Consider the following 22124-nt stretch of genomic DNA (forward strand, 5'->3'; position numbering starts at 1 on the left):
GCACTCAATGTGCGCTCACGTCACCGCCTCAGGCTTTGCCTCAACTGACAGGTGCACGCCTAATCCGTAGAGCGCTCCGCCGGCAATGATGAACAGCGCCAGCATGTAAAACATGTGGTGAGCCGGTTGTGTCGTCAGCATCACGCCACACAGCACCGGGCCTAACGCTGCGCCGACGTTGCTGAGGTTTTGCGCGGCGTAATACATGCCTCGCAGGTGATTCGGCGCAATGGTGTCGATAAACATGTATTCAGCCGGGAATACGATGATTTCACCCACGGTGAAGATGGCCATGGCGATCACCCACACCGTCAGCGTGCTCGACAGCGCAAAACCGCCCAGCCCGACGATGAACAGGCTCAGCCCAGCGGCCAGCCACAGGTTCAGGTGCTTGTGGGTAATCCGTTTGCCGAGGCTGTATTGCAGGCAGATAACCATCAGGGCGTTGGTCGCCACGACGGCGCTGATAATGCGGTAGGCCGTCTGCGGGTTGCTGGTGACTATCAGGTATTGCGAGAGGTAGGCGGTGAACTGGCCGAAGACCACCGCGCTCAGCACCCCGCCCAAGGTAAAGCACACCAGGCGGTAATCGCGCAGCAGCAGTTTGCCGACGGCCAAAAATGGAGTGGTTTGCCGGCTTGCCTCGGCCGTTGCCAGGCCTCTGTCGCCCCACACGAAGTAGACAAAAAAATAGCCGGTTCCCAGTCCCGCCGACAGCAGGAACGGCAGGCTGATGTCCAGCGCGGCCGCGCCGGCACCGAGGAACGGCCCGACGGCGTAGCCAATATTGGTCAGCGTGTACTTGATCGAAAACACCTCACTGCGCTGATCAAGTGGGAGCAGGCTGGCAAACCCGGCTTTCACCGCGATATCAATGACCGCATAGGCCAGGTTGATTGCCACCAGGCACGCATAAAACAGCCCGAGACCGGACGCGATGAAGGCGCCGAGAAAACCTGCCGTGAAGACGGCGCAGGCCGTAAGGATGAGCCGGTAACTAGACAGGCTATCGACCAGGAAGCCGCCATACAGGCTCAGCAGTGAGCCGATGATCAGCGTGCTGCCGATCACCAGGCCGACATCGGCAATGCTCAAGCCAAAGTGGCCGGACAAATAAATCACCAGGTAGGGCAGCGTAATGGCCCGGGCGAGGGTTAACACCAATGAAGCGCACAGCAGCAGATTGAGGGTGGCGGGATATTTTTTAAGCGTGGCGAGCATTCGAGCCTCATCGTCCATTTATAAGGTGCAAGCGTGGCAAGTCGCTCGTCCGGATCGACGCAGCTTACTGTTGATCTGAATTCTGATTTAGGATGCTTTTTATCAAAACGCACGAACTGAATTCATGAATAAGGCACGCGTATGTTTTCCTCCGAGCGCTTGAAGGGTATCGATGTGTTCGTCTGCGTCGCGCAGTACGGCAGCTTCACAGCGGCCGCGGAGAAAATGAACCTGACGGCGTCTGCCGTGAGTAAAGGCATCGCCAGGCTGGAAAAGCGCCTGGGCGCACGACTGTTCCAGCGGACCACGCGCACGTTGGCGTTGACCGATGCCGGTGCCGCGTTTCTGCGTACCTGTACGGGGGTGCTGGCCGATCTGGAAGACGCCGAGCTGTCGCTGCAAGCCGAAAACACCGAGCCTCGCGGGCGCGTGCGCATCGACTTGCCAGGCCCATATGGGCGCGTGCAGGTACTCCCGGTGCTGCTGCCGTGGCTGCAGGCGCACCCGTTGGTGGTGCCGCATATTTCCTTCTCTGACGGCCATCTCGACCCGTTCAAGGAGGGCGTGGACATTGCACTGCGCATTGGTGACGGCCACGCCTGGCCGCACACGGTGGAGCATCGGCTGGTGACGCGTGAGTGGCACGTGTTTTGTGCATCGCCGGCGTACCTGGCTCGCCATGGCACGCCGTTGTCCGACCGCGACCTGGAGCAGCACCAGTGCATTGCCTATGGCTGGGTGGATGGACGCATCAGCCCTTGGCGCTACACCGGCGAAGACGGCATCACGCTGCACAGGCCACTCACGCCGCAGCTGGTGGTGGGCAATGGCGAAGGGCTGGTGATGGCCGCGTTGGCGGGCTGCGGTATCGTCCAGTTGCCATCCTGGCTGGTCAAGCAGCAGTTGCAGGACGGCGCGTTGGTCGAGGTACTGCCGCAACTGGCGACGCCGGGGTTTGAGGTCACCCTGGCCTGGGTCAAAAGCCGGCAAAACCAGCCCAAGGTTCGCGTGGTGCTGGAGGCGCTGATCGCCGGGTTGAGTGCGCTCGAATGACCAGTGGCTTTGCGGATGGCCACGAATGCGCGATTGGCTGACACAAGATTGATCCTGATCAGGTGACCTGCCTGGCAGCGCCTCTAACCTTATGCTTCCATCAAAGGCCAGGGAGGGCTCAATGAGTGCCTCGGGTCGCGTATTCTCAAGGAAGAGTCAGCTATGCGGTCATTGAAGATCCTGTTGTTATCGTCGGCGTTCAACGGTTTGACCCAACGCGCCTGGCTGGACTTGCGCCAGGCGGGTCACGCGCCCAGCGTGGTGCTGTTCACCGATGCCGCCACGGTGTGCGAGCAGGTTGAGGCGTCAGGCGCCGATGTGGTGATCTGCCCGTTTCTGAAGGACCGTGTGCCACAGCAGCTGTGGAGCAACCCGGAACGCCCGGTCGTGATCATCCATCCGGGGATCGTCGGCGACCGCGGCGCCAGTGCGCTGGACTGGGCCATCACCCGGCAGGTCAGCCGCTGGGGCGTGACCGCCCTGCAGGCGGTGGAGGAAATGGACGCCGGGCCGATCTGGTCGACGCGTGAATTCGACATGCCGGCCGACGTGCGCAAATCCGAGCTGTACAACGGCCTGGTGAGTGACGCAGCCATCGATTGCATCCGCGACGTGGTGGCAAAATTCGCCCGGGGCTTCGTCCCGGCGCCGCTTGATTACACGCAGCCCAACGTCATCGGGCGATTGCGGCCCAACATGACCCAGGCTGACCGCAGCTTCAGTTGGTTCGATTGCGCACGCTTCATCAAACGCAACATCGACGCCGCTGATGGCCAGCCCGGTGTGCTGGCAAGCATCAGGGGCGGGCAGTATTACGTGTACGACGCGCACCTGGACTCACGCCACGGCACGCCGGGCGACATTCTGGCAGTACAGGACGACGCGGTGCTGGTGGCGGCCGGCGATCACAGCCTGTGGATCGGCTCGCTCAAACGCAAAGCCCAGCCCGGTGAGGAAACCTTCAAGTTGCCGGCCCGTCACGTGCTGGCCGAAAAACTCGCAGGCATTCCCGTGCTGGACAGCACCCTCGCCAGCCAAACGTGGAATGAGCAGGCCTATCAACCGATTCGCTACCGAGAGTCAGGGCCTGTCGGCGAACTGACGTTTGAGTTCTACAACGGCGCCATGAGCACCGAGCAATGCCAGCGTCTGGTGGCTGCACTGCGTTGGGCCAAGGCGCGAGACACCCAGGTGCTGTTGATCAAGGGCGGGCGTGGCAGCTTTTCCAACGGCGTGCACCTCAATGTGATTCAGGCCGCCACGGTGCCTGGGCTGGAAGCCTGGGCCAACATCCAGGCCATCGACGATGTTTGCAAGGAGCTGCTCACGGCCCGGCAGTTGGTGGTCAGCGGCCTGACCGGCAGTGCCGGAGCCGGCGGCGTGATGTTGGCGCTGGCGGCCGACATCGTTTTTGCCCGTGAGGGCGTGGTGCTCAACCCACATTACAAAACCATGGGTTTGTATGGCTCCGAGTACTGGACCTACAGCCTGCCACGTGCCGTCGGCAGCGAAGTGGCGCAGCGGCTCACGCAAGAATGCCTGCCGATCAGTGCCGACCAGGCCCGGCACTACGGCATGGTTCAGGCCATCGGCCCACGGTGCCCACAGGCATTTGGCCTATGGCTTATGCAACAGGCGACCCGCGCGCTCGACGATGAGCACTACGTGCTGGCGCGCGCACGCAAGGCAACGATGGACCTGGATCAGGTGGAACGCTGTCGCGAACACGAACTGGCACACATGCAGCAAGACATGGTGCACAACCGCCAACAGTTCGCCGAGAAGTGCCGCAATTTCGTGTTCAAACGCAAGACGTGCCAGACCCCGCAACGCCTGATGGCGCCATGGGCAGTGGCGCGCAAGGTGGCGTTGGTTGGTTGAGGGGGTTGCAGGTTGTTATCAGAGGCTATCGGGATCGCCAAAAAACATCTGAATCCGCGAGCGCAACCAGCGCTCTCCCGGATCGTTGTCCTGCGAGCCACGCCAGGCCATGTGCAATTCGAACGAGCGTACGGGCAACGGCGGGTCTTCTGCGCGCAAACCGCCCGCTGAGGTCAGTGCCTCGGCGGCGTAGTCCGGCACGGTGGCCAGGATATCGGTACCGGCCAGCAATGTGCCCAGGCCGTTGAACTGCGGCACGGCTAGGACCACGTGGCGTTTGCGGTCGAGTTTTTCCAGCTCTTCATCAATAAACCCGCTCAGGTCGCCGGCGAATGACACCAGAGCGTGAGGGCGGGCGCAAAAGTCATCCAGGCTCAGCGAGCCGGGCACGCTGTCGGCGCGCAGCAGTTTCGGCAGGCTGCGGCGCAGGACCTTGCGCTTGGCGTTGGCCGGCAGGTCGGCGGTGTAGCTTACGCCGATGGAAATTTCGCCGGAGGCCAGCAGACCCGGCATCAGGATGTAATTGACCCGGCGCACCACCAGCACGATGCCCGGCGCTTCGGCGCGCAGGCGTTTGAGCAACTGGGGGAGCAGGGCGAATTCGACATCGTCCGACAAACCGATGCGGAACACGGCCGTGCTGGTGGCCGGGTCGAACTCGGCGGCGCGGCTCACGGCGGTGGAAATCGAGTCCAGGGCCGGGGAGAGCAGGGCGAAAATCTCTACAGCGCGGGCGGACGGCTCCATGCTGCGCCCGGTGCGCACAAACAGCGGGTCATCGAACAGTCCACGCAGGCGCGACAACGCCGCACTGATGGCCGGCTGGCCAAGGAACAACTTCTCGGCGGCACGGGTCACACTGCGCTCATGCATCAAGGTTTCGAATACGATCAAGAGGTTAAGGTCGACACGACGCAGGTCGTTACGGTTCATCTTGTGTCCTGGAAGAGTCAGCGAGCTTGACGAGAGCGGCCACATGTAAACAATGACCGGCATGAATCTTACGGGGAAAGGCTGGTACTCTGCACCGGCTAATTGAGTTTTCCTACAAGATCTGGGGTCCATTCCTCAGTTGCGGAATCAATGGCAGGCATGTCGACTATTAACGGCGACCGGTGGTCTTACCTGGAAAGCCCAGATAGAGTTCATGGCATTAGAGGTTACTTTGACGAGGTTTGCGATGTCCCGCACGATCCGTTTTCACAAGTTTGGTCCGGCCGAGGTGCTCAAGTGCGAAGAGCATGTAGCCGCGCTGCCCGCACCGGGCGAAGTGCAGGTGCGTGTCGACGCGATTGGCATCAGCTGGTATGACATTTTGTGGCGCCAGAACCTGGCGTCTTCCCATGCACGTCTGCCTTCGGGCCTTGGCCACGAGATGGCCGGGGTGGTTGTAGCCCTCGGCGACGGCGTGGATGACTTGGCGGTGGGCGATAAAGTGGCCAGTTTTCCGGCCGAGAGCCCCAATGATTACCCGGTGTATGGCGAACAGATCGTCCTGCCCCGTTCGGCCTTGACCCGTTATCCGGACGTATTGAGCCCGATTGAAGCCAGCGTGCACTACACGCCGCTGCTGATTGCGTACTTTGCCTATGTGGACCTGGCGCGGGTCAAACCCGGCCAGTTTGCCCTGGTGACCGACGCCAGCCACTGCGCCGGCCCCTCGTTCGTACAATTGGGCAAAGCCCTGGGTGTGCGGGTGATTGCCGCGACCAAAGACAGCGCGGAGCGTGAGTACCTGCTGTCGCTGGGGGCAGAAAAGGTGATTGTCACCGAAGAACAGGACTTGCTCATGCAGGTCAACAAGTTCACCGACAACCGCGGCGTTGACGTGGTGTTCGATGGCTTGGGCGGCCCGCAGATGTCGTTGCTCGGGGACGTACTGGCACCGCGTGGCAGCCTGGTGCTGTATGGCCTGCAAGGCGGCAACCAGACACCGTTTCCGGCGTGCGCAGCGTTTCAGAAGAACATTCAGTTCTTTGTGCATTGCATCGGCAACTTCACCGGCAAGCCGGAGCTGGGCATCATTCAGGACCAGGTGGCCTTGCAGCGTGCGCTGCGTGATATCAACCAACTGACGGCCGACCGCGTACTGGTGCCGTTGAAAACGACGGTGTTTCCGTTCAATCAGTTCGTGGAAGCCCACCGCTATATGGACGAATGCCCGTGTCGCGAACGCGTTGCGTTGCAGGTTGAAGCTGTTTGAGGTGTAGGAATATTCGCAAATGAGTCATCCGAGCCCTGGGCGTATGAGACAAATGCGCCATTTAGCAGGGCTTAACCCGCGCGTTGCATGAAACGCGCGAGCGTCTGTCGGTCCTGTAAACGATACCTTTGCCCCTGCCGCCGCCCTGATTTTCAGCGCGGCGTCTTTGTGTGCGCGCTATTTACGCGGCAACGGATAATTATCTGAACTGGTTTTCGACCGGCTTCTGTATCTGTTAATCATTATTCCAGTCCTGATAATTGAGTCTTCACGTTCAACTCAAGGACCGAGTAATGATTGATACTCTGATACCCCAGCAGGCAGTCCCTGCAACTACCCACGATAATGCAGCAACTGCCTGGACCCGAGGAAGCGGGTACTTTCCAGGCGAGCCTCAATCGATAAACCAGCGGAGGTCAAAGTTAGAAGATTTTTATGTGTCAGATTCATCTTCTAGTTCAAGGATAAATGAGTGTAGGGGGCCGTCGGAGCATTCCTAGGATTGCCGCATTGACGGCCTGGACGCCTCACGCACGGCCTGTTGGCGCAATGGATGCTCCAACGATGCGCCGGTGCATATTCCATGTCGGTTAATTGCAGAGTGCTAGTGTTTATTTATCGCGAACACGGTAGCGCGGGCACCCTTCTTACAGATGCAATAGACCGGGCAGTGCGTCTCGGTAGTTGCTTGAAACTGATATTTCAACTCAGGTAGTAGAGCTATGAGCGCTATTCACGAACAAGCTATGAATTATGTTTACCAGCAAGTACTGCAACGGCTCATCGGGCACTTCAATCGTGCAGAACGTACAGCACTTCAGTTGTTGATACAGCGGATTGTCGTTGCCGCTGGCGGTATGGAGCAGGTGGGCGATTACAAGGTGCTGGTGGCCCATGGCGGCGGTGAAGTGAGCAGCTACACCCTGGCGCTGTTGCGTGCCGCGCAATTGAGCATTGCCGGCCGCGCCCCCAGGACGTTCCAGCTGCGGGTGGCCACCTTGCGTCACAGCGGCATGACCCAAGGCACGCTCGACACGCTTCACCGCGGCTACAGCCAGTTGTTTTTTCACGACGACCCACGGGTTGAACTGCTGATGGTGGAAAATCACCAGGTGCTGCCTTTCAACCACCAGCGCCCGGCCTCCGCCACTGGGCGCGAGGTCAGCCAGCGCAACATGCTGATGATGGGGCATCTGTCTTCCGGTGACGTTCGCGCAACACTGTGCAACGAGACCTATCTGGCCCTGGGCGACTTCTACCAGCGCGTCACCGCCTGGGACGGTGGCGTGCATGCATTGGTCAGCGGCGATTGCGCGCGCAAGCAGGGCCAGTTGCTCGCCTGGCTGAAAAAGACCGCCCAGGCCGCGGGCGTTCAGGTTCCTGCGGGCAGGCCCGCGACGCTCAATGGGCTGTTCGCGCGCATGGATCAGTGGAGTGACGACATTTATCGCGACTTGTACGGTGAGCACTATGTGGCGAAGAGCGACACCAGCCCGGGTGGCCACCGCCACCTCGCGTACATCGGTATCGCCGACCTGCTGGATGGCATTGACCGCGGTTGCGCGCCGTTGCTGACCGAGTTCATGGCCTATAACCCGGACCCATTGGGCTTTCATCTGAGTCATCCGACCTTTGCCAACCCAATGCTGATGGCGCACCTGCGCGGCCTGCAAGCCGAGAGCCTGAGGGCGCTGGATTACGAAGCGGGCGTCGAAGGGTTCATGCTGCAGGCAGCGAATTACCTACGTCGTCGACAGGTGTGCGAAGCATTGATCACCCAAACTGTCAGCCGCGAAGGACGCGCCGTGTCGGCCCAGCACGCCCAGCAGTTTTTCGGCCTGGATGAGGGTCAGTTGATCTGTCTGCTGTTTTCGCCCTTTATCCACCACGGTGAGCGGCTGGAAGGTTATTTGCGCCAGTGCCACTCGGGCATGCTGGTGGCGCTGCCGGAACTGCACAAAGTGCTGCAGGGCAAGCCCGCTGCCGAGATGTTGCAGCAATGGGTCACCGACGCCAGCGGGCTGCCGCTGCCGTTGCTCCAGCATCTGTACCGCAAGCGGCCAATGCCGGGCGGCCCTGGCAGTACCGCTCGCGGTTGCCGTCAGGAACGGTCGACGCCCAATGCCGACATGGCCTTGCAGCTGTCCGGGCGATGACCCTGCGTGGCGTGCGGCAGGCGGATTTCGCCTATCAGGCGGTGTATCGCTACATGATCAACCTGATTGATGAGGTCAGCAGCGATAGCCGGGTGAAGCTGCCGTCTCTACGCCAGTTATCCCAACGCCTGAACGTGTCCATCTCCACCATCCAGTACGCTTACTCGCTGCTGGAGAAAGAGGGAAGGGTGTACTCAGTGGCCAAATCAGGCTATTACGCCTGGCCGCTTGCCGGCAGCACCTCGACGTGGCCAAGCGGGGATTTGCTCGAGCGCCTCTATGTGGCCGCGCGACGCCCGGGCATGGTCGTGCTCAGTGGCGATGAGCCTGCCTTGTTGGCGTCGCTGGACAGCACACTGTTGCGCCTGGAGCGGGAGCTGGTGCGCCAGTACCCGCACCACTTGCAGCCCTGGTCCCAGCCATGTGGGGTGTGGGAGCTGCGCGCAGCGCTGGCGGCGCGTTACACCTCGTCGCCGACGCGCTGCTGGCACGCCGACGACGTGTATATCGGTGCCGACCTGCGCGGGGTGCTTGATATCCTCATTGAGGTGCTTGGCCTGCCCGGTTCTACGGTGATTATCGAGTCGCCCTGCGACTGGCTGATCCTGCGCCTGCTGCAGGATGCCGGCATCCGCCTGCTCGAATTGCCCTGGGCGCACGACGGCAGCCTCGACCTGGTGTCGCTTGAAGGCCTGCTGCGCGACGAGCGCGTGAGCCTGGTGCTGCTGTCATCGACGGTCAGCCAGCCCTCCGGCGTGGCGATGGCGTTGCGCGATCGCCTCAAGGTGGCGCAATTGCTCGACCAGCATGGGTGCTGGCTGTTGGAGAACGATACGTGCGGGGAATTGAGTTTCAAACCACCCCACACGGCCTTGCGCGATCTGGTGAACCCGGAGCGGCTGATGGTGTTTTCCGCCTTCGAGAAAATTCTCGGCCCAGAAGCGCCTTATGGCTACGTGCTGTCCCGGCACATGAGCAGCCAATTGCAGCGCCAGTTTCTGCTGCGCTCGTTCCGGTTGTCGTCAATTCGTCAACGCGCGATTGCCCGCCTGTATCAGAGCGGGCAGATTGATCAGCACCTGCGCACCCTGCGTCAGTTGCTGCGCGAGCAAGCCGGGGCAATGAGCCAGCTGCTCGAGCAGCATTTGGGCGATCAAGTGACTTATCGGATGCCTGCCGGCGGCGCGACCTTCTGGTTGGGTTCGACCCAGGCGGTGGATATGCGCCAGGTGTTCCAGTATTTGCTGGCCCGGCAGGTGGTGGTGGCGCCCGGCGAGTTGTTCAGTGTCGGCGGCCTGCACCATCAGCACATGCGTTTGAGCCATACCTTTCATGGGCAGCCCAACCTGGAAGTTGCGCTGGTGGCACTGGCTGATGCCCTGCGGCAGGCACAAACAGGCTAGATGCGTGAAATTTCTCTGAGTTTTGTAGGATCGATACCGTCGCGTAGTAGTCCAACTCTCAGTAAACTGTCGTTTTTTCCAAATCCTTCTTTTCGAGGTTCATGCATGACTATCAGTCCTTTTGCGGGCAAGCCGGCGCCAGCTCAGTTGCTGGTGGATATCCCGCGACTGGTCACGGCCTACTACACAGGCCAGCCTGATGCAGCGATCTCCACCCAGCGCGTGGCTTTTGGCACCTCCGGCCACCGCGGCAGCTCGTTTGAGCTGAGCTTCAACGAGTGGCACGTGCTCGCCATCAGCCAGGCCATCTGCCTGTATCGCGAAGCCCAAGGTATCAATGGTCCTTTGTTCGTCGGCCTGGACACTCATGCGCTGTCGACACCGGCCGGTGCCAGTGCGCTGGAAGTCCTGGCGGCCAATGGCGTGCACGTGATGCTGGCCGAGGGCGATGAATACACGCCGACCCCGGCAATTTCCCACGCCATCCTCTGCTATAACCGCGGCCGCACCACGGGCCTGGCCGACGGCATCGTGATCACGCCGTCGCACAACCCGCCGCAAAGCGGCGGCTACAAGTACAACCCGCCCAATGGTGGCCCAGCCGATACTCACGTCACCAAGTGGATCGAAGCCAAGGCCAACGAACTGCTGGCCAACAAACTCGCCGGGGTCAAGCGCATCACCCACGCCCAGGCGCTCAAGGCCGATACCACGCACCGCCATGATTACCTCAACAGCTACGTGGCCGATCTGGTCAACGTGATCGACATGGACGCCATCCGCAGCGCCGATTTGCGCCTGGGCGTTGATCCGCTGGGCGGCGCAGGGGTGCGCTACTGGTCGGCGATTGCCGAGCATTACCGCTTGAACCTGGACGTGGTGAACACTGAAGTCGATTCCACCTTCCGCTTCATGAGCGTCGACTGGGACGGCCAGATCCGTATGGACCCGTCCTCCAGCTATGCGATGCAAGGCTTGATCGGCCTCAAGGAGCGGTTCGACGTGGCCTTCGCGTGCGACCCAGACCACGATCGCCACGGCATCGTCACGCCGTCCGGCGGCCTGCTGGCGCCGAACAATTATCTGGCCGTCTCTATCGATTACCTGTTCCAGAACCGCCCGGACTGGCGCGCCGATGCCGCCGTGGGCAAGACCGTGGTCAGCAGTGGCTTGATCGACCGCGTGGCCGCGCGTATTGGCCGTCGTCTGTACGAAGTGCCCGTTGGCTTCAAATGGTTTGCCGATGGCCTGTTTGAAGGCTCCCTGGGTTTCGGCGGCGAAGAGAGCGCCGGTGCCTCGTTCCTGCGCAAGGACGGCACGGTGTGGAGCACCGACAAGGATGGCTTGATTCCGGCCCTGCTGGCGGCAGAAATGACCTCGCGCAAAGGCCAGGACCCAAGCCAGATCTACCGTGGCCTGACCGACGCATTGGGCGAGCCCTTCGCGATCCGCGTCGACGCCAAGGCCACCCCGGCGCAGAAAGCCTTGCTGGGCAAGCTGTCGCCGGAACAGGTCACGTCCACGCAATTGGCCGGGGAAAGCATCCAGCAGATCCTCAGCCATGCGCCGGGCAACAACCAGGCGATTGGCGGTTTGAAGGTGATGACCGAAAACGGCTGGTTTGCCGCGCGCCCATCGGGCACCGAGGACATCTACAAGATCTACGCCGAGAGCTTTGTGGGCGAGGATCACCTCAAGCAACTGGTGGAAGAAGCGCAGGTGCTGGTCGACGGCGCAATCAGTCAGTAATCACGCCATACCCGATGTGGGAGGGGGTTGTTCCCTCCCATGTTTTCAGGTTAACGAACGTCACTTCAAGCCAGATCGACCAGTACGATCTCGCTGTCCTCAATCGCTGTCACCCGCAACAGTTGCTCATCCTCAACCGCCACGCCGTCTCGAGCTTGCGCACGCAAGCCATTGACTTCAATCACGCCCGTCGCCGGCACCAGGTACGCGCGGCGCCCGCTGTCCAGTCGATACTCGGCACTTTCTCCCGCTTTCAGGTTGGCCGCCACCAGACGCGCATCAGCGCGGATGCGCAGGCTTTCGCTGTCACCGGCCTTGCCGCTGGCCAGGGTCACAAAGCCCTCGCGATCTCCCTGGGGAAAGGGTTTGGCGCCCCACGAAGGCGGCAGGCCGGCCTCGTTTGGGATAATCCAGATCTGGAAAATTTTGGTCGGCGTGGCCTCCAGGTTGTATTCGCTGTGGGCGATCCCGGTGCCGGCACTCATCACCTGCACATCGCCGGCCTCGGTACGGCCCTTGTTGCCCAGGTTGTCGGCGTGGCTGATCGCGCCTTCGCGCACGTAGGTGATGATTTCCATGTCGCGGTGCGGGTGCTGCGGGAAACCCGTGCCCGGCGCGATAATGTCGTCGTTCCATACCCGCAGGTTGCCCCAGTGCATGCGCTTGGGGTCGTGGTATTGGGCGAATGAAAAGTGGTGATGGGCGTCAAGCCAGCCATGATGGGCGCCGCCCAGCGTGTTGAAAGGTCGAAGTTCGAGCATGAGGGTCTCCTGTTGATGGAGGCCATGATCCGCCAGTGCATGATCGATAAAAAGCGTAAAAATTGCCGTATTCTCATCCAATTATTCGATTGGTTGCAGGCGTTTCAACTTTCACTTCATCGCCTAACCGCATGACGTCAAAGCAATTGGCTGGAACTGAGCGCCGATTCCGGCGACCATGGCGCCTTCGCCAAAACCAACCTCATCGCTGGAGTCCGCGTGCCGCAACAAACGCCTGATTTGCCCCCTGAGCTTCGACCTCTGGCAGAAATGCCGCTGCTGAAACGGCTGGCCGCCCGCTTGTTTGGCCACGGCCTGACGCGTTTACGTGCGCAGCATCGGTTTTCCTGGCTGCACGGCCAGGCTGACGGATTTCGCAGCGGGCACGAAGCCGGTGTGGAATATGGCTATCGCGAAGGCAAGGCTGACGGAATAGAAGAGGGCCGTCAGGTATTGCTGATCCGTGACTTCCGTCCCGATGAGCACAAGGCGCCAGGTGTGGATGACAGCCTGTTCGACGACTGGCGGCTGCCGCTCAGCGCCGACGTGAAGAAGCGCATGAAGGCGGATGTGACGCGTTTACTGCCGGCCCATGCACAGCCGAGCAGTGCGCAATGGAAAATGATCTTCAGCGACACGCCTTCGACGTCGGTGATCGCCGGTGCCGGTGCTGGTAAGTCCACCTCTCTGGTGCTGCGGATCCTGTTGCTCACCCATTATCTGGGCTTTGAACTGAGCTCGATGACCGTGGTGACCTTCACCCGCGAATCGCGCAAGGACTTCATCAACAAGCTCATGGAAATTCTCAGCCTGTGGGGCCAACCCCTTGGCAGCAAAGAAGCCCAGGCCGTGGTGCGTACCTTCCACTCACGCATCCTGCCGATGGTACGCAGCTTGCCTGGCTTTGAACGGCTGCAGGCGTTCGAGAACCTCAGCAGTGGTGTCGAGGACGCGGACAGCAACCCATTCGACCTGCGCATCGGCGATGCCCAACGCCAACAGATGAATGCCTGCTACCACCAGCTGCACGGCCGGCACGAGCGTTTCCGTGAGCTGATTGCACCCTTGGCCCGTCATGGCCTGCAGCTCAAGGAGCTGGAGCGTGATCATCCGGATGTGCAAAAGCGTATCGCCGTGACCGAGCTGGCCGCCAAGCGTGATGAAGAACTTTGCGATGTCATCGAAGACCTGTGGTTTCGTGCGGGCGCCTGGCCGATCAAGGGCATTGAGCCGAGCCGTCAGACCTTTGAGATCAATGGCGCGCAGTTTCACTGTCACGGCTATATTCCGCAGCTGGACGCCTGGGTAATGCTGGGCTTCGATTCACGCGAAAACGCCCAGATCAGTCGGCCAAATTCGAAGCTTTCGGTGCGCGCCGAGTGGGTAGTAAAGCGCACCCTTTTTCAAGCTTTCTGTCGTAAGCCTATGATTTGGCTAGATAGTTATGAATCTTCCAAGCGTCTATTAAGCAGCTTGGCCGGCGATGCTACCGCAGGGCCGGGCTTCGATTACAAGGTCAAAGGTGAACTCGCCTCGGCGCCACTGCTGGACAGCTTTGTCATGGCTGCCGGGTTCATCGAGAACCTCGGCCTGGACGTGCCGACTGCCGTGGGCCAGATGAGCTTTGCCAAGGACGATCCCGACCGGTTGTTTTTTGAAGCCCTGAGCATCTTCTGGAAAGCCCTGGAAGATCACCTGCTCGATCAATCGCCGCCGATCATGACCTACAACCGGATGTTTTCGCTGTTCGGCGAAAATACCCCGGAAAATCTCAAGCTGCTCAGCGATCCGTTGCTACGGCCGATGTCGCACTTGATGATCGACGAGTTTCAGGACGTGTCACCGCAGATCGTGTCGTGGATTCGCGCCAGCCTGCGCGAAATCCGCGCTCGCGGCCCGGCGATGCACGTAGGCCGCGGCGCACAGCGTTCATCCTTGCTGTGTGTGGGCGATGACTGGCAGTCGATTTATGGCTGGCGCGGCAGTTCACCCCAATACTTCATGGCGTTCAACACCGAATTCCCGTCGCCGAGCACCACCCGCGTGATGCTGAGTGAGAACTACCGCAGCCACCAGCACATCATCGACGCCGCCGAGCATATTGTGCGCGCCGCCCCGGCAATCCCCGGCAAAAAAGCCAAGGCCAGTGGCGAACCCAAGGCGTTGGTACCCGTGACGGTGCTTGAGCGCGACGACGCTGCGTTGGCCCGGCAGTTGTTGACGCACTACCAAAGAGGCGAATCGGTGTTAATGCTTTATCGAAAAAGTATCGATAAGTTATTGATTCAGGAGCATATTCAGTCTGTAGTTAATGCTGATTCTAGCTTGCCGTTACCGGACCGCAGGCTGAGACAACTGACTTATCACAGCGCCAAAGGGCTACAGGCCGATGCGGTATTTCTGCTGGGTGATTGTCAGCATGTGACCAGCTCGCCCTACAAGAATCAGGTCTACCGCATGGCTGGCCTGGGCGAGGACGGTGACAGCGAGCCGTATGACGCTGCCCAAAAAGACGAAGTGCTGCGCCTGGCCTATGTCGGTATCACCCGAGCGGTAAGCCATTGCTATTGGTACGTGGAAAAGCCGGAGGGCCAGGGCGTGAATGTGCCCAGGGCTTCGGAACGGGTAGATGGCAAGAAAGCGTTTTTTGACGATCAGCGCGGCCAGTGAGTGCAACGTGATGTGGGAAGGCGCCAGCCGTTCCCACATGAGCTATACGTCGCCTGATAACCTGAGGTCAGGCCCGCAAGGACAGCGGCGGCACAAAACACTCCAGCTCAGCTTCGACGGCTTCGATGATGCGCTCTACATCGGCGGCATTCATCACGGTGGCACAGGGAATGCCGGCAATCGCGATCAACGTTTCGCCGCTGCTGCGATCAAACAGGCGGGCGACCATGCTGCCGGGGGCGTCCATGCTGCCCTCAAACCCCATCGGATGAAAATGCCAGCGCATCAGCTGGCAAGCGTTGGGAAATGTCACTTTATTCATGTTGCCCACCTTCTTCATTGAGCGCTTCCTTTAGCTCGCGGCAGGGGCCATGACCGTCACTGGTCAGGGCATCGAAGAAGTTCAAAATAGCACCCGTTCGCAAGCGCAAGGTGACTTTTTTAGGCCCGTTGGGCAGTTCTTTTTCAATACCTTGATGTGGGTCATCTCCTACTACAAACTAGGCAAAAGGCCATTATTCAGAAGCGCCAATTGACCATTGAAGGCTGCCCTGAAATTCGGCACTCTCCAGGGTTTACCCGCAACCGAGCCGCCCATGCCGCAGACCGCTCCGGACGATGATTGCCAACACACCCAAGCCACGGGCGATCTGGTGCTGCGTCACCACCTGTGCTGGCGCCATCGCGATCTGGATGGCGTGATGTCCTATTACCATCCGGACATCCAGTACCACGACTTCTTCCAGAACCGCGTCATCGGCTACGCCGAACTGCGTGACTACCTGCAAGCCAGCATGCCGCGCGGCGCCGACGAAGCCATTGAGCACACCGACCGCATTCGTGCCGACGGCGACACCGCGTTCATCCAGTACCGCATCACCTTGCGGGGCGGCCAGGGCCTGGTGTCGTTTCGCACCAGCGAGGCCATCACTGTGCGTGACGGGCTGATCTGGCGGGTCAACGAATACGCGTCACTGGTGCACGAACAGCCGACCCAGGCCATGCGCCCCACGGTCAGCCGCCTGGGTTTGTCGCCCCAGCAATTGGGGCACATGGCCAATGACCTGCAACACTATTTCGAACTCAAGCAGCCCTACCTGGACCCGGAACTGGACCTGCAACGGGTTGCCAAGGAATGCGGCTACAGTCGCAATCAGATTTCCTACCTGTTGAACCAGGTGCTGGGGCAGAGCTTCTACCGCTACGTCAACCAGGCCCGGCTTCAACACTTGCTGGCCGCGCTGGATAACGCCGTACCGCCGATAAAAGTCGATGACCTGGCGTTCGCCGCCGGTTTCAATTCACTGTCGGCGTTCTACAGTGCCTTTCGTCAGCACACCGGCCAGTCGCCCAAGGCCTACGTCAAACAAATTTCTCTGCGTGCACGCGCGCAAGACAGCCCATAACACCGCGCTCTAGGATCCAGCCTATCGAAACGAGGTAGGGGAGCTTGGCATGCCGGCATGGCGCAATATCAGTTTATGGATGGACCAGTTGGACGACCCGCTGCTGGCGCGGCCGGCCTTGGAGCATGACCTGGACGTCAACGTGGCCATCATCGGTGCCGGCTACACAGGCCTGTGGACGGCCTATTACCTGAAACGCCAGGCACCCGAGCTGAAAATTGCAATTATCGAAGCGCAAACCGCAGGTTTTGGCGCCTCTGGCCGCAACGGCGGCTGGCTGATGGGCAATTTGCTCGGCGAAGATCGCCTGCTCGCCGGGCTTGACCCGCAACAACGCCGCGCCTCCTTTGACCTGCTGCACGGCATTCCCGATGAAGTGGCACGGGTGCTGGCCCGTGAGGGCATCGACTGTGACTACCGCAAGGGCGGCGCGCTGTACTGCGCCGCGCGCTACCCCGAGCAGGAAGGCAGCCTGCGCCGCTACCTCGAAAAACTCTACGCCCAAGGCCTGACAGCAGACGATTACCGCTGGCTGAGCCCGCAACAGCTGGCCGAACAGATCCGTATCGCCAAACCCTATGGCGGCATCTACGCGCCGCATGTGGCGACGATCAACCCGGCCAAACTGGTGCGTGGCCTGGCGCGCGTCGTGGAGAGCATGGGCGTCACCCTCTACGAAAACAGCCCGGTCACCCATTGGCAGTCCGGCAGCCTGCGCACCGCCAAGGCGGGAGTGCGGGCCGCTTGGGTGGTGCCGGCGGTGGAGGGCTATGCCACCACGCTGCCGCCGCTGGGTCGCTATCAGTTGCCGGTACAGAGCCTGATTGTCGCCACCGAGCCGCTGCCCGCCAGCACCTGGGATGAAATCGGCTTGAGCCACGGCCAGGCATTCGGCGAAAGCAGCCGCCAGGTCACTTACGGCCAGCGTTCGGCCGACAACCGCCTGGTGTTCGGCGCGCGGGGCGGTTACCAGTTCGCCGGTAAATTGCGCCACAACTTCGACCTGACCGACAGCGAAGTGGAACTGCGTCGCTACCTGTTTGGCGAACTTTTCCCGCAGCTGAAGAAGGTTCGGATTACCCACTCGTGGGGCGGCAACCTCGGCATGTCACGTAACTTCCGACCGCACATGCTGTGTGACCACAAGACCGGCATCGCGCTGTCCGGTGGTTACGGCGGGGAGGGCGTAGGCGCCAGCAACCTGGGTGGCCGCACCCTGGCTGACTTGATCCTGGGCCTCGATACGCCGCTGACCACCCAGCCTTGGGTGATTCGCGAACGTGGCCTGGACGCGCTCAAGGCCTGGGAGCCCGAGCCGTGCCGCTGGCTGGGCTACAACGCGATCATTCGCAGTTTCGTCCATGAAGACCAGGTATTGGCCAACCCCAATACCGCGCCTTGGCGCCGCAAGTTGGCGACCGGCGTGGCCGGGTTCATGGAAGGCTTCATGCACTAAGACGTTTCACTCACACGGGAAAACCCATGAGCATCACTCAATTCAAAGACACGCTGAATGCCCACTTGCCGGACTCGTCACCGGTGGCCGTGCCCTTGGGCGAACCCGTCGCCGTGGCCTCGACCTTAAGTGTGGAACGCAGCGACGGCGTCGAAACCGGCATCTGGGCGTGCACGCCAGGGCGCTGGCGTCGGCAGATCAAGTCCCAGGAGTTTTGCCACTTTATCCAGGGCCGCTGCACCTTCACGCCCGATAACGGTGAAGTCGTCCACCTACAAGCCGGTGATGCACTGATGTTGCCGGCCAACAGCACCGGAGTCTGGGATATCCAGGAAACCGTGCGCAAGACCTATGTATTGATTCTGTAACGCTTTGATCCTTGATCGCCTGCCATAAAAACAGCCCTAAAACCGCCAGGAAATCGAACCATGAAAGCCATTGCCCTGTTGCCCTTGATGTTGGTGGCCACTATCAGCCAGGCCGCCGAGACGGTGAAGATCTACAACTGGTCGGACTACATCGCGCCGGACACCACCAAGCACTTCCAGCAAGAAACCGGCATCGGTTTCACTTACGACGTGTACGACAGCAACGAAACCCTCGACGGCAAGTTGATGACCGGCAAATCCGGGTATGACGTGGTGTTTCCGTCCAACCACTTCATGGCCCGGCAAATCCAGGGCGGCGCCCTCAAAAAGCTCGACAAGAGCCAGTTGCCGAACTGGAAAAACCTCAACCCGGTGCTGCTCAAGGCCCTGGAAAACAACGACCCGGGCAACCAGCACGGCTTCCCGTACCTGTGGGGCAGCACGGGCATCGGCTACAACATCGACAAGGTCAAGGCCGTGCTGGGCGACAACGCCCCGGTGGATTCCTGGGACCTGATCTTCAAGCCGGAGAATATGGCCAAGCTGCAAAAATGCGGCGTGGCGATCCTCGACAACGGCCCGGAACTGCTGCCGGCGGCGCTTAACTACCTGGGCCTGCCGCACCACAGCAAAAAGCCCGAGGATTACAAGAAGGCTGAAGACCTGCTGATGAAAGTGCGGCCGTACGTGGCGTATTTCCACTCATCGAAGTACACCGCTGACCTGGCCAATGGCGACATCTGCGTGGCCGTCGGCTTCTCCGGCGACATCCTGCAAGCCGAAAGCCGTGCCAAGGAAGCCAAGAACGGCGTGAACATCGGCTACAACATTCCCAAAGAAGGCGCCGCCATCTGGTTCGACATGGTCGCCATGCCGGCCGACGCGCCTGACGAAAAGGCCGGCTATGCGTTCATGAACTACCTGCTGCGCCCGGAAGTGATGGCCAGCATCACCAACTACGTGCACTACGCCAACGGCAACGCCGCCGCCGACAGCCTGGTGGACCCGGCGATCAAAGCCGACACCAAGGTGTACCCGAGCCCGGAAATGATGGGCAAGCTGTTTGCACTGGAGGCGATGCCGCTGAACATCGACCGGGTTCGTACGCGGGTGTGGAACACCATTCGTACCGGGCGATAGGCTTAGCTGCTGTGGTGAGGCCCTGTTGTGAGAAGCGGGCTCCCTGTGTCGAGCGGGCTTGTTGTGGCGAGCGGGCTTGCCCCGCGTTGGGCTGCGAAGCGGCCCCAAAACCTGCCGCTGAGGACTGCCTGATACACCACATTCATCCCAACTGGGGGCCGCTTCGCGCCCCAACGCGGGGCAAGCCCGCTCGCCACAGCAAGCCCGCTCGCCACAACAAGCCTGCCCACCACAGTAACCCCGCTCACCACAGTAACCCTGCCAGCCACAACAACCCGGCTCATCACAACCGCGCATGCAGTCAGGGGTGTTCCAAATCGTGCCCCAGCGACTGGATAAATAGCGAAAACAGCTCCGGCTGTGACGAGATATCCAGCTTTGCGTACAGGTGTCGCCGGTGCACCTTCACGGTGTCCGGCGAGATCTTCAGGCGTTCGGCCATGGCCTTGGACGAGAACCCGCGCAGCACCAGGCGCGCCACTTCCAGCTCCCGCTCCGAGAGCACACCACTGCCGAAATGGCTCAGCGCATCCCGGATCTGGCTGTCCATCGCCGGCGCGCGTTGGGTACTTTGCTGCCAATGCTGGTGCATCAACGGCAACACCCAGGCTGCCAGCATCGTCATCAACCCGGTTTCCTCAACGCTGAACCGCCGCTGCATGCCCAGCGATAACGACAAGGTCCCCGTACCCGGCACTTGCAGGATGAACTGCACCTCGTCCTCGAGCACGTTGTCGTGGAAGTAGTTGAGGAAGTATTCACTCTGGCGGAAATGATCCGGCGCGACTTCCTCCAGGCGATACACACCACTGGCATAACCCTCGCGGCAGGCCTGGTAAAACGGGTCGAGCAAGTACAGGCCATTGAGGTACACCAGCATCGACGCCGGTTTACTGCTGGGCTGGGCGTCGTATTCTTCCAGGGCCTGGGGCGGGCCGTCGGCAGGATAGAAAATCGCCAGCGCGTTATCGAACGGCAGGCATTGGTGCAGCAACAGCACCAGCTGCTTCCAGAACCGCTCGGTGCCGATATGCGCGACGGTGCGGCCCAGGCCTGCGTGCATGCCGACCTCTCTGAACAGGCTCATCTCACAGGCTCCCACCCTCAAAATATCGGCCAAGGGTTCGGCTTTTAGCGCGTACCGTCAAGGGGAGTACGCCAATAGGGGAATTGGCCTGCCTACACGCAGCGTTTACTTTCTCGACCATCCAGTGGGAAACATATCCCGCAAACGCCAGACCTTTCGTTTCTGCCTCACATCAAAAACAACGACAGAGGATAACGATATGAGTGCTTCCCCCGCACCAGACGGCGTGCTCAAACCCACGCTGAGCGTGTTCGATGTGGTCGCCATCACCGTTTCTGCGGTGACGCCGGCCAGTTCCGTGTTTGTGATTGCCCCGTTTGCCATCCAGCAAGCGGGCAGTGGTGTGTTCCTGGCGTTTGTGATGGCCGGCTTGCTCGCCTTGATGTTCGCCTTCTGCTACGCGGAGCTGGGCCGCGCGCACAACAGTGCCGGTGGCGAATACGTCTACGCCAAGCGGGTGTTTGGCGGCATGGCCGGCTACGCGACCTTCCTGACCGTGCTGGTGATGCTGCTGTTTATCCCACCGGTGTTGGCCACTGGCGCGGCGACCTACCTGAACAATGCCCTGGGCACGCAGTTCGATTCGCAAACCGTCGCCCTGGTCATCGTGGTGTGCAGCTACGCGCTGGGCATCCTCAATATCAAGCTCAACGCCTGGATCACCGGCACCTGCCTGCTGCTGGAAATCGCCGCGTTGCTGGTGATTGTGTGCATCGGCTTCGGCAACCCGGTGCAGCCGGCCAGCGTGTTGTTCCAGCCGCAAATCGTCGAAAACGGCGTGCTGCACCTGGCGCCGTGGGGCTTGGTGATCGGCGCGGTCGGTATCGGCTTGTTTTCGTACAACGGTTACGGCCCCGCCGTGTTGTTGGCTGAAGACATGAAGTGTGGCGGCAAAGGCGTGCACAAGGCGGTGCTGTGGTCACTGGGGCTGGTGGTGGTGATCGAACTGGTGCCCATCACCGCGCTGTTGATCGGCGCGCCGTCGTTGAGTGCGATGATCAGCAGCCCGGACCCGATCGGCTACCTGCTGACCAGCCACGGCAATGAAACGCTGTCGCGGCTGGTCAGTGCGGGGATCTTCCTCTCAGTGTTCAACGCGATTGTCGCCATCGTCATCCAGATCGGCCGCGTGGTGTTCAGCAGCGGCCGCGATGCGCTGTGGACGCCGCGCATCAACACACTGTTCACGCGCATTCACCCGCGCTGGGATTCGCCGTGGCTGGCAACCTTGTTCCTGGCCATCCCGTCGGCGCTGTTGAGTTTCAGCTCCAACCTGGCGGACCTCACATCCTTCAGCGTGTTACTGATCATATTGGTGTACCTGGCGGTGGCCTTGTGCGCGCTGATGAGCCGGGTGCTGCTGCGTGATCGCGAGCATCCTTATCGCATGCCGTTATGGCCGCTGCCGGCGGTGTTGGCCGTGCTGGGCGCAGGTTACCTGCTGGTGACCTTGATCTACGCGGCGTCGGTGCGCGACATCATGATCATCATCGGCTTGCTCGCGCTGTCGGTCATTTTTTATTGCATCAGTGGCCGGTTGAGTCCGGCGTATCAAAAATTGTAAGGAGTG

17 protein-coding genes are annotated in these 22124 nt (G+C 60.8%); 12 read left to right on the top strand and 5 right to left on the bottom strand.

Translation table 11 applies throughout. The annotated features are described in order from the left end of the window. Positions 1 to 15: 15 nt before the first annotated feature. Positions 16 to 1221 (bottom strand): MFS transporter, encoded by a 1206-nt coding sequence (locus ACP7B3_RS01305; RefSeq protein ID WP_262206668.1) that lies wholly within the window; start codon positions 1219 to 1221, stop codon positions 16 to 18. Between the two features lie 141 nt (positions 1222 to 1362). On the opposite strand from ACP7B3_RS01305, the gene ACP7B3_RS01310 reads away from it, so the two are divergent. Together ACP7B3_RS01310 and ACP7B3_RS01315 are read left to right on the top strand one after the other, a co-directional pair. After that, complete coding sequence (locus ACP7B3_RS01310; protein WP_426177365.1) at positions 1363 to 2274, top strand: LysR family transcriptional regulator; 912 nt, start codon at positions 1363 to 1365, stop codon at positions 2272 to 2274. 162 nt (positions 2275 to 2436) lie between these two features. Continuing rightward, positions 2437 to 4155 carry a hydrogenase maturation protein gene (locus tag ACP7B3_RS01315; RefSeq protein WP_426177366.1) on the top strand — a complete coding sequence of 573 codons (1719 nt, stop codon included), beginning with the start codon at positions 2437 to 2439 and terminating at the stop codon, positions 4153 to 4155. A gap of 18 nt (positions 4156 to 4173) precedes the next feature. On the opposite strand, the gene ACP7B3_RS01320 is transcribed toward ACP7B3_RS01315, so the two are convergent. Next, positions 4174 to 5088, bottom strand: coding sequence for a LysR substrate-binding domain-containing protein (locus ACP7B3_RS01320; protein ID WP_028616088.1), 915 nt, complete (start codon positions 5086 to 5088; stop codon positions 4174 to 4176). 247 nt (positions 5089 to 5335) lie between these two features. Between ACP7B3_RS01320 and ACP7B3_RS01325 the strand changes: the two genes are divergently transcribed. The 4 genes from ACP7B3_RS01325 to pgm all read left to right on the top strand — a co-directional run bounded on the left by ACP7B3_RS01325 (position 5336) and on the right by pgm (position 11666). Beyond that, positions 5336 to 6358: a zinc-dependent alcohol dehydrogenase family protein gene (locus ACP7B3_RS01325; RefSeq protein WP_106578091.1), complete on the top strand. Its 1023-nt coding sequence runs from the start codon at positions 5336 to 5338 to the stop codon at positions 6356 to 6358. Between the two features lie 722 nt (positions 6359 to 7080). Further along, complete coding sequence (locus ACP7B3_RS01330; protein ID WP_426177368.1) at positions 7081 to 8514, top strand: hypothetical protein; 1434 nt, start codon at positions 7081 to 7083, stop codon at positions 8512 to 8514. Then, positions 8511 to 9917 (top strand): PLP-dependent aminotransferase family protein, encoded by a 1407-nt coding sequence (locus ACP7B3_RS01335; RefSeq protein ID WP_426177370.1) that lies wholly within the window; start codon positions 8511 to 8513, stop codon positions 9915 to 9917. The genes ACP7B3_RS01330 and ACP7B3_RS01335 overlap by 4 nt, the downstream gene beginning before the upstream one ends. Positions 9918 to 10022: 105 nt before the next feature. Then, positions 10023 to 11666 (top strand): phosphoglucomutase (alpha-D-glucose-1,6-bisphosphate-dependent), encoded by a 1644-nt coding sequence (gene pgm / locus ACP7B3_RS01340; RefSeq protein WP_426177372.1) that lies wholly within the window; start codon positions 10023 to 10025, stop codon positions 11664 to 11666. 65 nt (positions 11667 to 11731) lie between these two features. Here pgm and ACP7B3_RS01345 read toward each other — a convergent pair whose 3' ends face one another. Further along, positions 11732 to 12427 (bottom strand): pirin family protein, encoded by a 696-nt coding sequence (locus tag ACP7B3_RS01345; RefSeq protein WP_369302226.1) that lies wholly within the window; start codon positions 12425 to 12427, stop codon positions 11732 to 11734. A 219-nt stretch (positions 12428 to 12646) separates the two neighbouring features. Between ACP7B3_RS01345 and ACP7B3_RS01350 the strand changes: the two genes are divergently transcribed. Beyond that, positions 12647 to 15097 carry a UvrD-helicase domain-containing protein gene (locus tag ACP7B3_RS01350; RefSeq protein ID WP_426177374.1) on the top strand — a complete coding sequence of 817 codons (2451 nt, stop codon included), beginning with the start codon at positions 12647 to 12649 and terminating at the stop codon, positions 15095 to 15097. A gap of 67 nt (positions 15098 to 15164) precedes the next feature. Here the strand turns inward: ACP7B3_RS01350 and ACP7B3_RS01355 are convergent, their stop codons facing one another. Then, complete coding sequence (locus ACP7B3_RS01355) at positions 15165 to 15437, bottom strand: DUF1652 domain-containing protein (protein WP_145160542.1); 273 nt, start codon at positions 15435 to 15437, stop codon at positions 15165 to 15167. A gap of 256 nt (positions 15438 to 15693) precedes the next feature. Between ACP7B3_RS01355 and ACP7B3_RS01360 the strand changes: the two genes are divergently transcribed. Genes ACP7B3_RS01360 through ACP7B3_RS01375 form a run of 4 tightly spaced genes read left to right on the top strand, consistent with a single transcriptional unit; the run spans position 15694 to position 19467 of the window. Continuing rightward, the gene (locus ACP7B3_RS01360; RefSeq protein ID WP_426177376.1) at positions 15694 to 16503 is read left to right on the top strand and encodes a helix-turn-helix domain-containing protein; all 810 of its coding nucleotides are present in this window, start codon (positions 15694 to 15696) and stop codon (positions 16501 to 16503) included. Positions 16504 to 16552: 49 nt separating this feature from the next. Then, complete coding sequence (locus ACP7B3_RS01365) at positions 16553 to 17959, top strand: NAD(P)/FAD-dependent oxidoreductase (RefSeq protein ID WP_426177378.1); 1407 nt, start codon at positions 16553 to 16555, stop codon at positions 17957 to 17959. A 26-nt stretch (positions 17960 to 17985) separates the two neighbouring features. Beyond that, positions 17986 to 18327, top strand: a complete 342-nt coding sequence (locus ACP7B3_RS01370; RefSeq protein ID WP_426177380.1) for a cupin domain-containing protein — start codon at positions 17986 to 17988, stop codon at positions 18325 to 18327. 60 nt (positions 18328 to 18387) lie between these two features. After that, positions 18388 to 19467, top strand: a complete 1080-nt coding sequence (locus ACP7B3_RS01375) for a polyamine ABC transporter substrate-binding protein (protein WP_242196897.1) — start codon at positions 18388 to 18390, stop codon at positions 19465 to 19467. A gap of 301 nt (positions 19468 to 19768) precedes the next feature. Here the strand turns inward: ACP7B3_RS01375 and ACP7B3_RS01380 are convergent, their stop codons facing one another. Then, the gene (locus tag ACP7B3_RS01380) at positions 19769 to 20554 is read right to left on the bottom strand and encodes a helix-turn-helix transcriptional regulator (RefSeq protein WP_145160552.1); all 786 of its coding nucleotides are present in this window, start codon (positions 20552 to 20554) and stop codon (positions 19769 to 19771) included. A gap of 199 nt (positions 20555 to 20753) precedes the next feature. On the opposite strand from ACP7B3_RS01380, the gene ACP7B3_RS01385 reads away from it, so the two are divergent. Continuing rightward, positions 20754 to 22118: an APC family permease gene (locus ACP7B3_RS01385; protein ID WP_262206715.1), complete on the top strand. Its 1365-nt coding sequence runs from the start codon at positions 20754 to 20756 to the stop codon at positions 22116 to 22118. Positions 22119 to 22124 lie beyond the last annotated feature (6 nt).

The organism is Pseudomonas sp. TWRC1-2 (assembly GCF_049896685.1).
GTDB lineage: Bacteria > Pseudomonadota > Gammaproteobacteria > Pseudomonadales > Pseudomonadaceae > Aquipseudomonas.

Bases quoted from the DNA above. Each gene is read 5' to 3' on its own strand.
- ACP7B3_RS01305 (WP_262206668.1), bottom strand. From the start codon at position 1,221: ATGCTCGCCACGCTTAAAAAATATCCCGCCACCCTCAATCTGCTGCTG.
- ACP7B3_RS01310 (WP_426177365.1), top strand. From the start codon at position 1,363: ATGTTTTCCTCCGAGCGCTTGAAGGGTATCGATGTGTTCGTCTGCGTC.
- ACP7B3_RS01315 (WP_426177366.1), top strand. From the start codon at position 2,437: ATGCGGTCATTGAAGATCCTGTTGTTATCGTCGGCGTTCAACGGTTTG.
- ACP7B3_RS01320 (WP_028616088.1), bottom strand. From the start codon at position 5,088: ATGAACCGTAACGACCTGCGTCGTGTCGACCTTAACCTCTTGATCGTA.
- ACP7B3_RS01325 (WP_106578091.1), top strand. From the start codon at position 5,336: ATGTCCCGCACGATCCGTTTTCACAAGTTTGGTCCGGCCGAGGTGCTC.
- ACP7B3_RS01330 (WP_426177368.1), top strand. From the start codon at position 7,081: ATGAGCGCTATTCACGAACAAGCTATGAATTATGTTTACCAGCAAGTA.
- ACP7B3_RS01335 (WP_426177370.1), top strand. From the start codon at position 8,511: ATGACCCTGCGTGGCGTGCGGCAGGCGGATTTCGCCTATCAGGCGGTG.
- pgm (WP_426177372.1), top strand. From the start codon at position 10,023: ATGACTATCAGTCCTTTTGCGGGCAAGCCGGCGCCAGCTCAGTTGCTG.
- ACP7B3_RS01345 (WP_369302226.1), bottom strand. From the start codon at position 12,427: ATGCTCGAACTTCGACCTTTCAACACGCTGGGCGGCGCCCATCATGGC.
- ACP7B3_RS01355 (WP_145160542.1), bottom strand. From the start codon at position 15,437: ATGAAGAAGGTGGGCAACATGAATAAAGTGACATTTCCCAACGCTTGC.
- ACP7B3_RS01360 (WP_426177376.1), top strand. From the start codon at position 15,694: ATGCCGCAGACCGCTCCGGACGATGATTGCCAACACACCCAAGCCACG.
- ACP7B3_RS01365 (WP_426177378.1), top strand. From the start codon at position 16,553: ATGCCGGCATGGCGCAATATCAGTTTATGGATGGACCAGTTGGACGAC.
- ACP7B3_RS01370 (WP_426177380.1), top strand. From the start codon at position 17,986: ATGAGCATCACTCAATTCAAAGACACGCTGAATGCCCACTTGCCGGAC.
- ACP7B3_RS01375 (WP_242196897.1), top strand. From the start codon at position 18,388: ATGAAAGCCATTGCCCTGTTGCCCTTGATGTTGGTGGCCACTATCAGC.
- ACP7B3_RS01380 (WP_145160552.1), bottom strand. From the start codon at position 20,554: ATGAGCCTGTTCAGAGAGGTCGGCATGCACGCAGGCCTGGGCCGCACC.
- ACP7B3_RS01385 (WP_262206715.1), top strand. From the start codon at position 20,754: ATGAGTGCTTCCCCCGCACCAGACGGCGTGCTCAAACCCACGCTGAGC.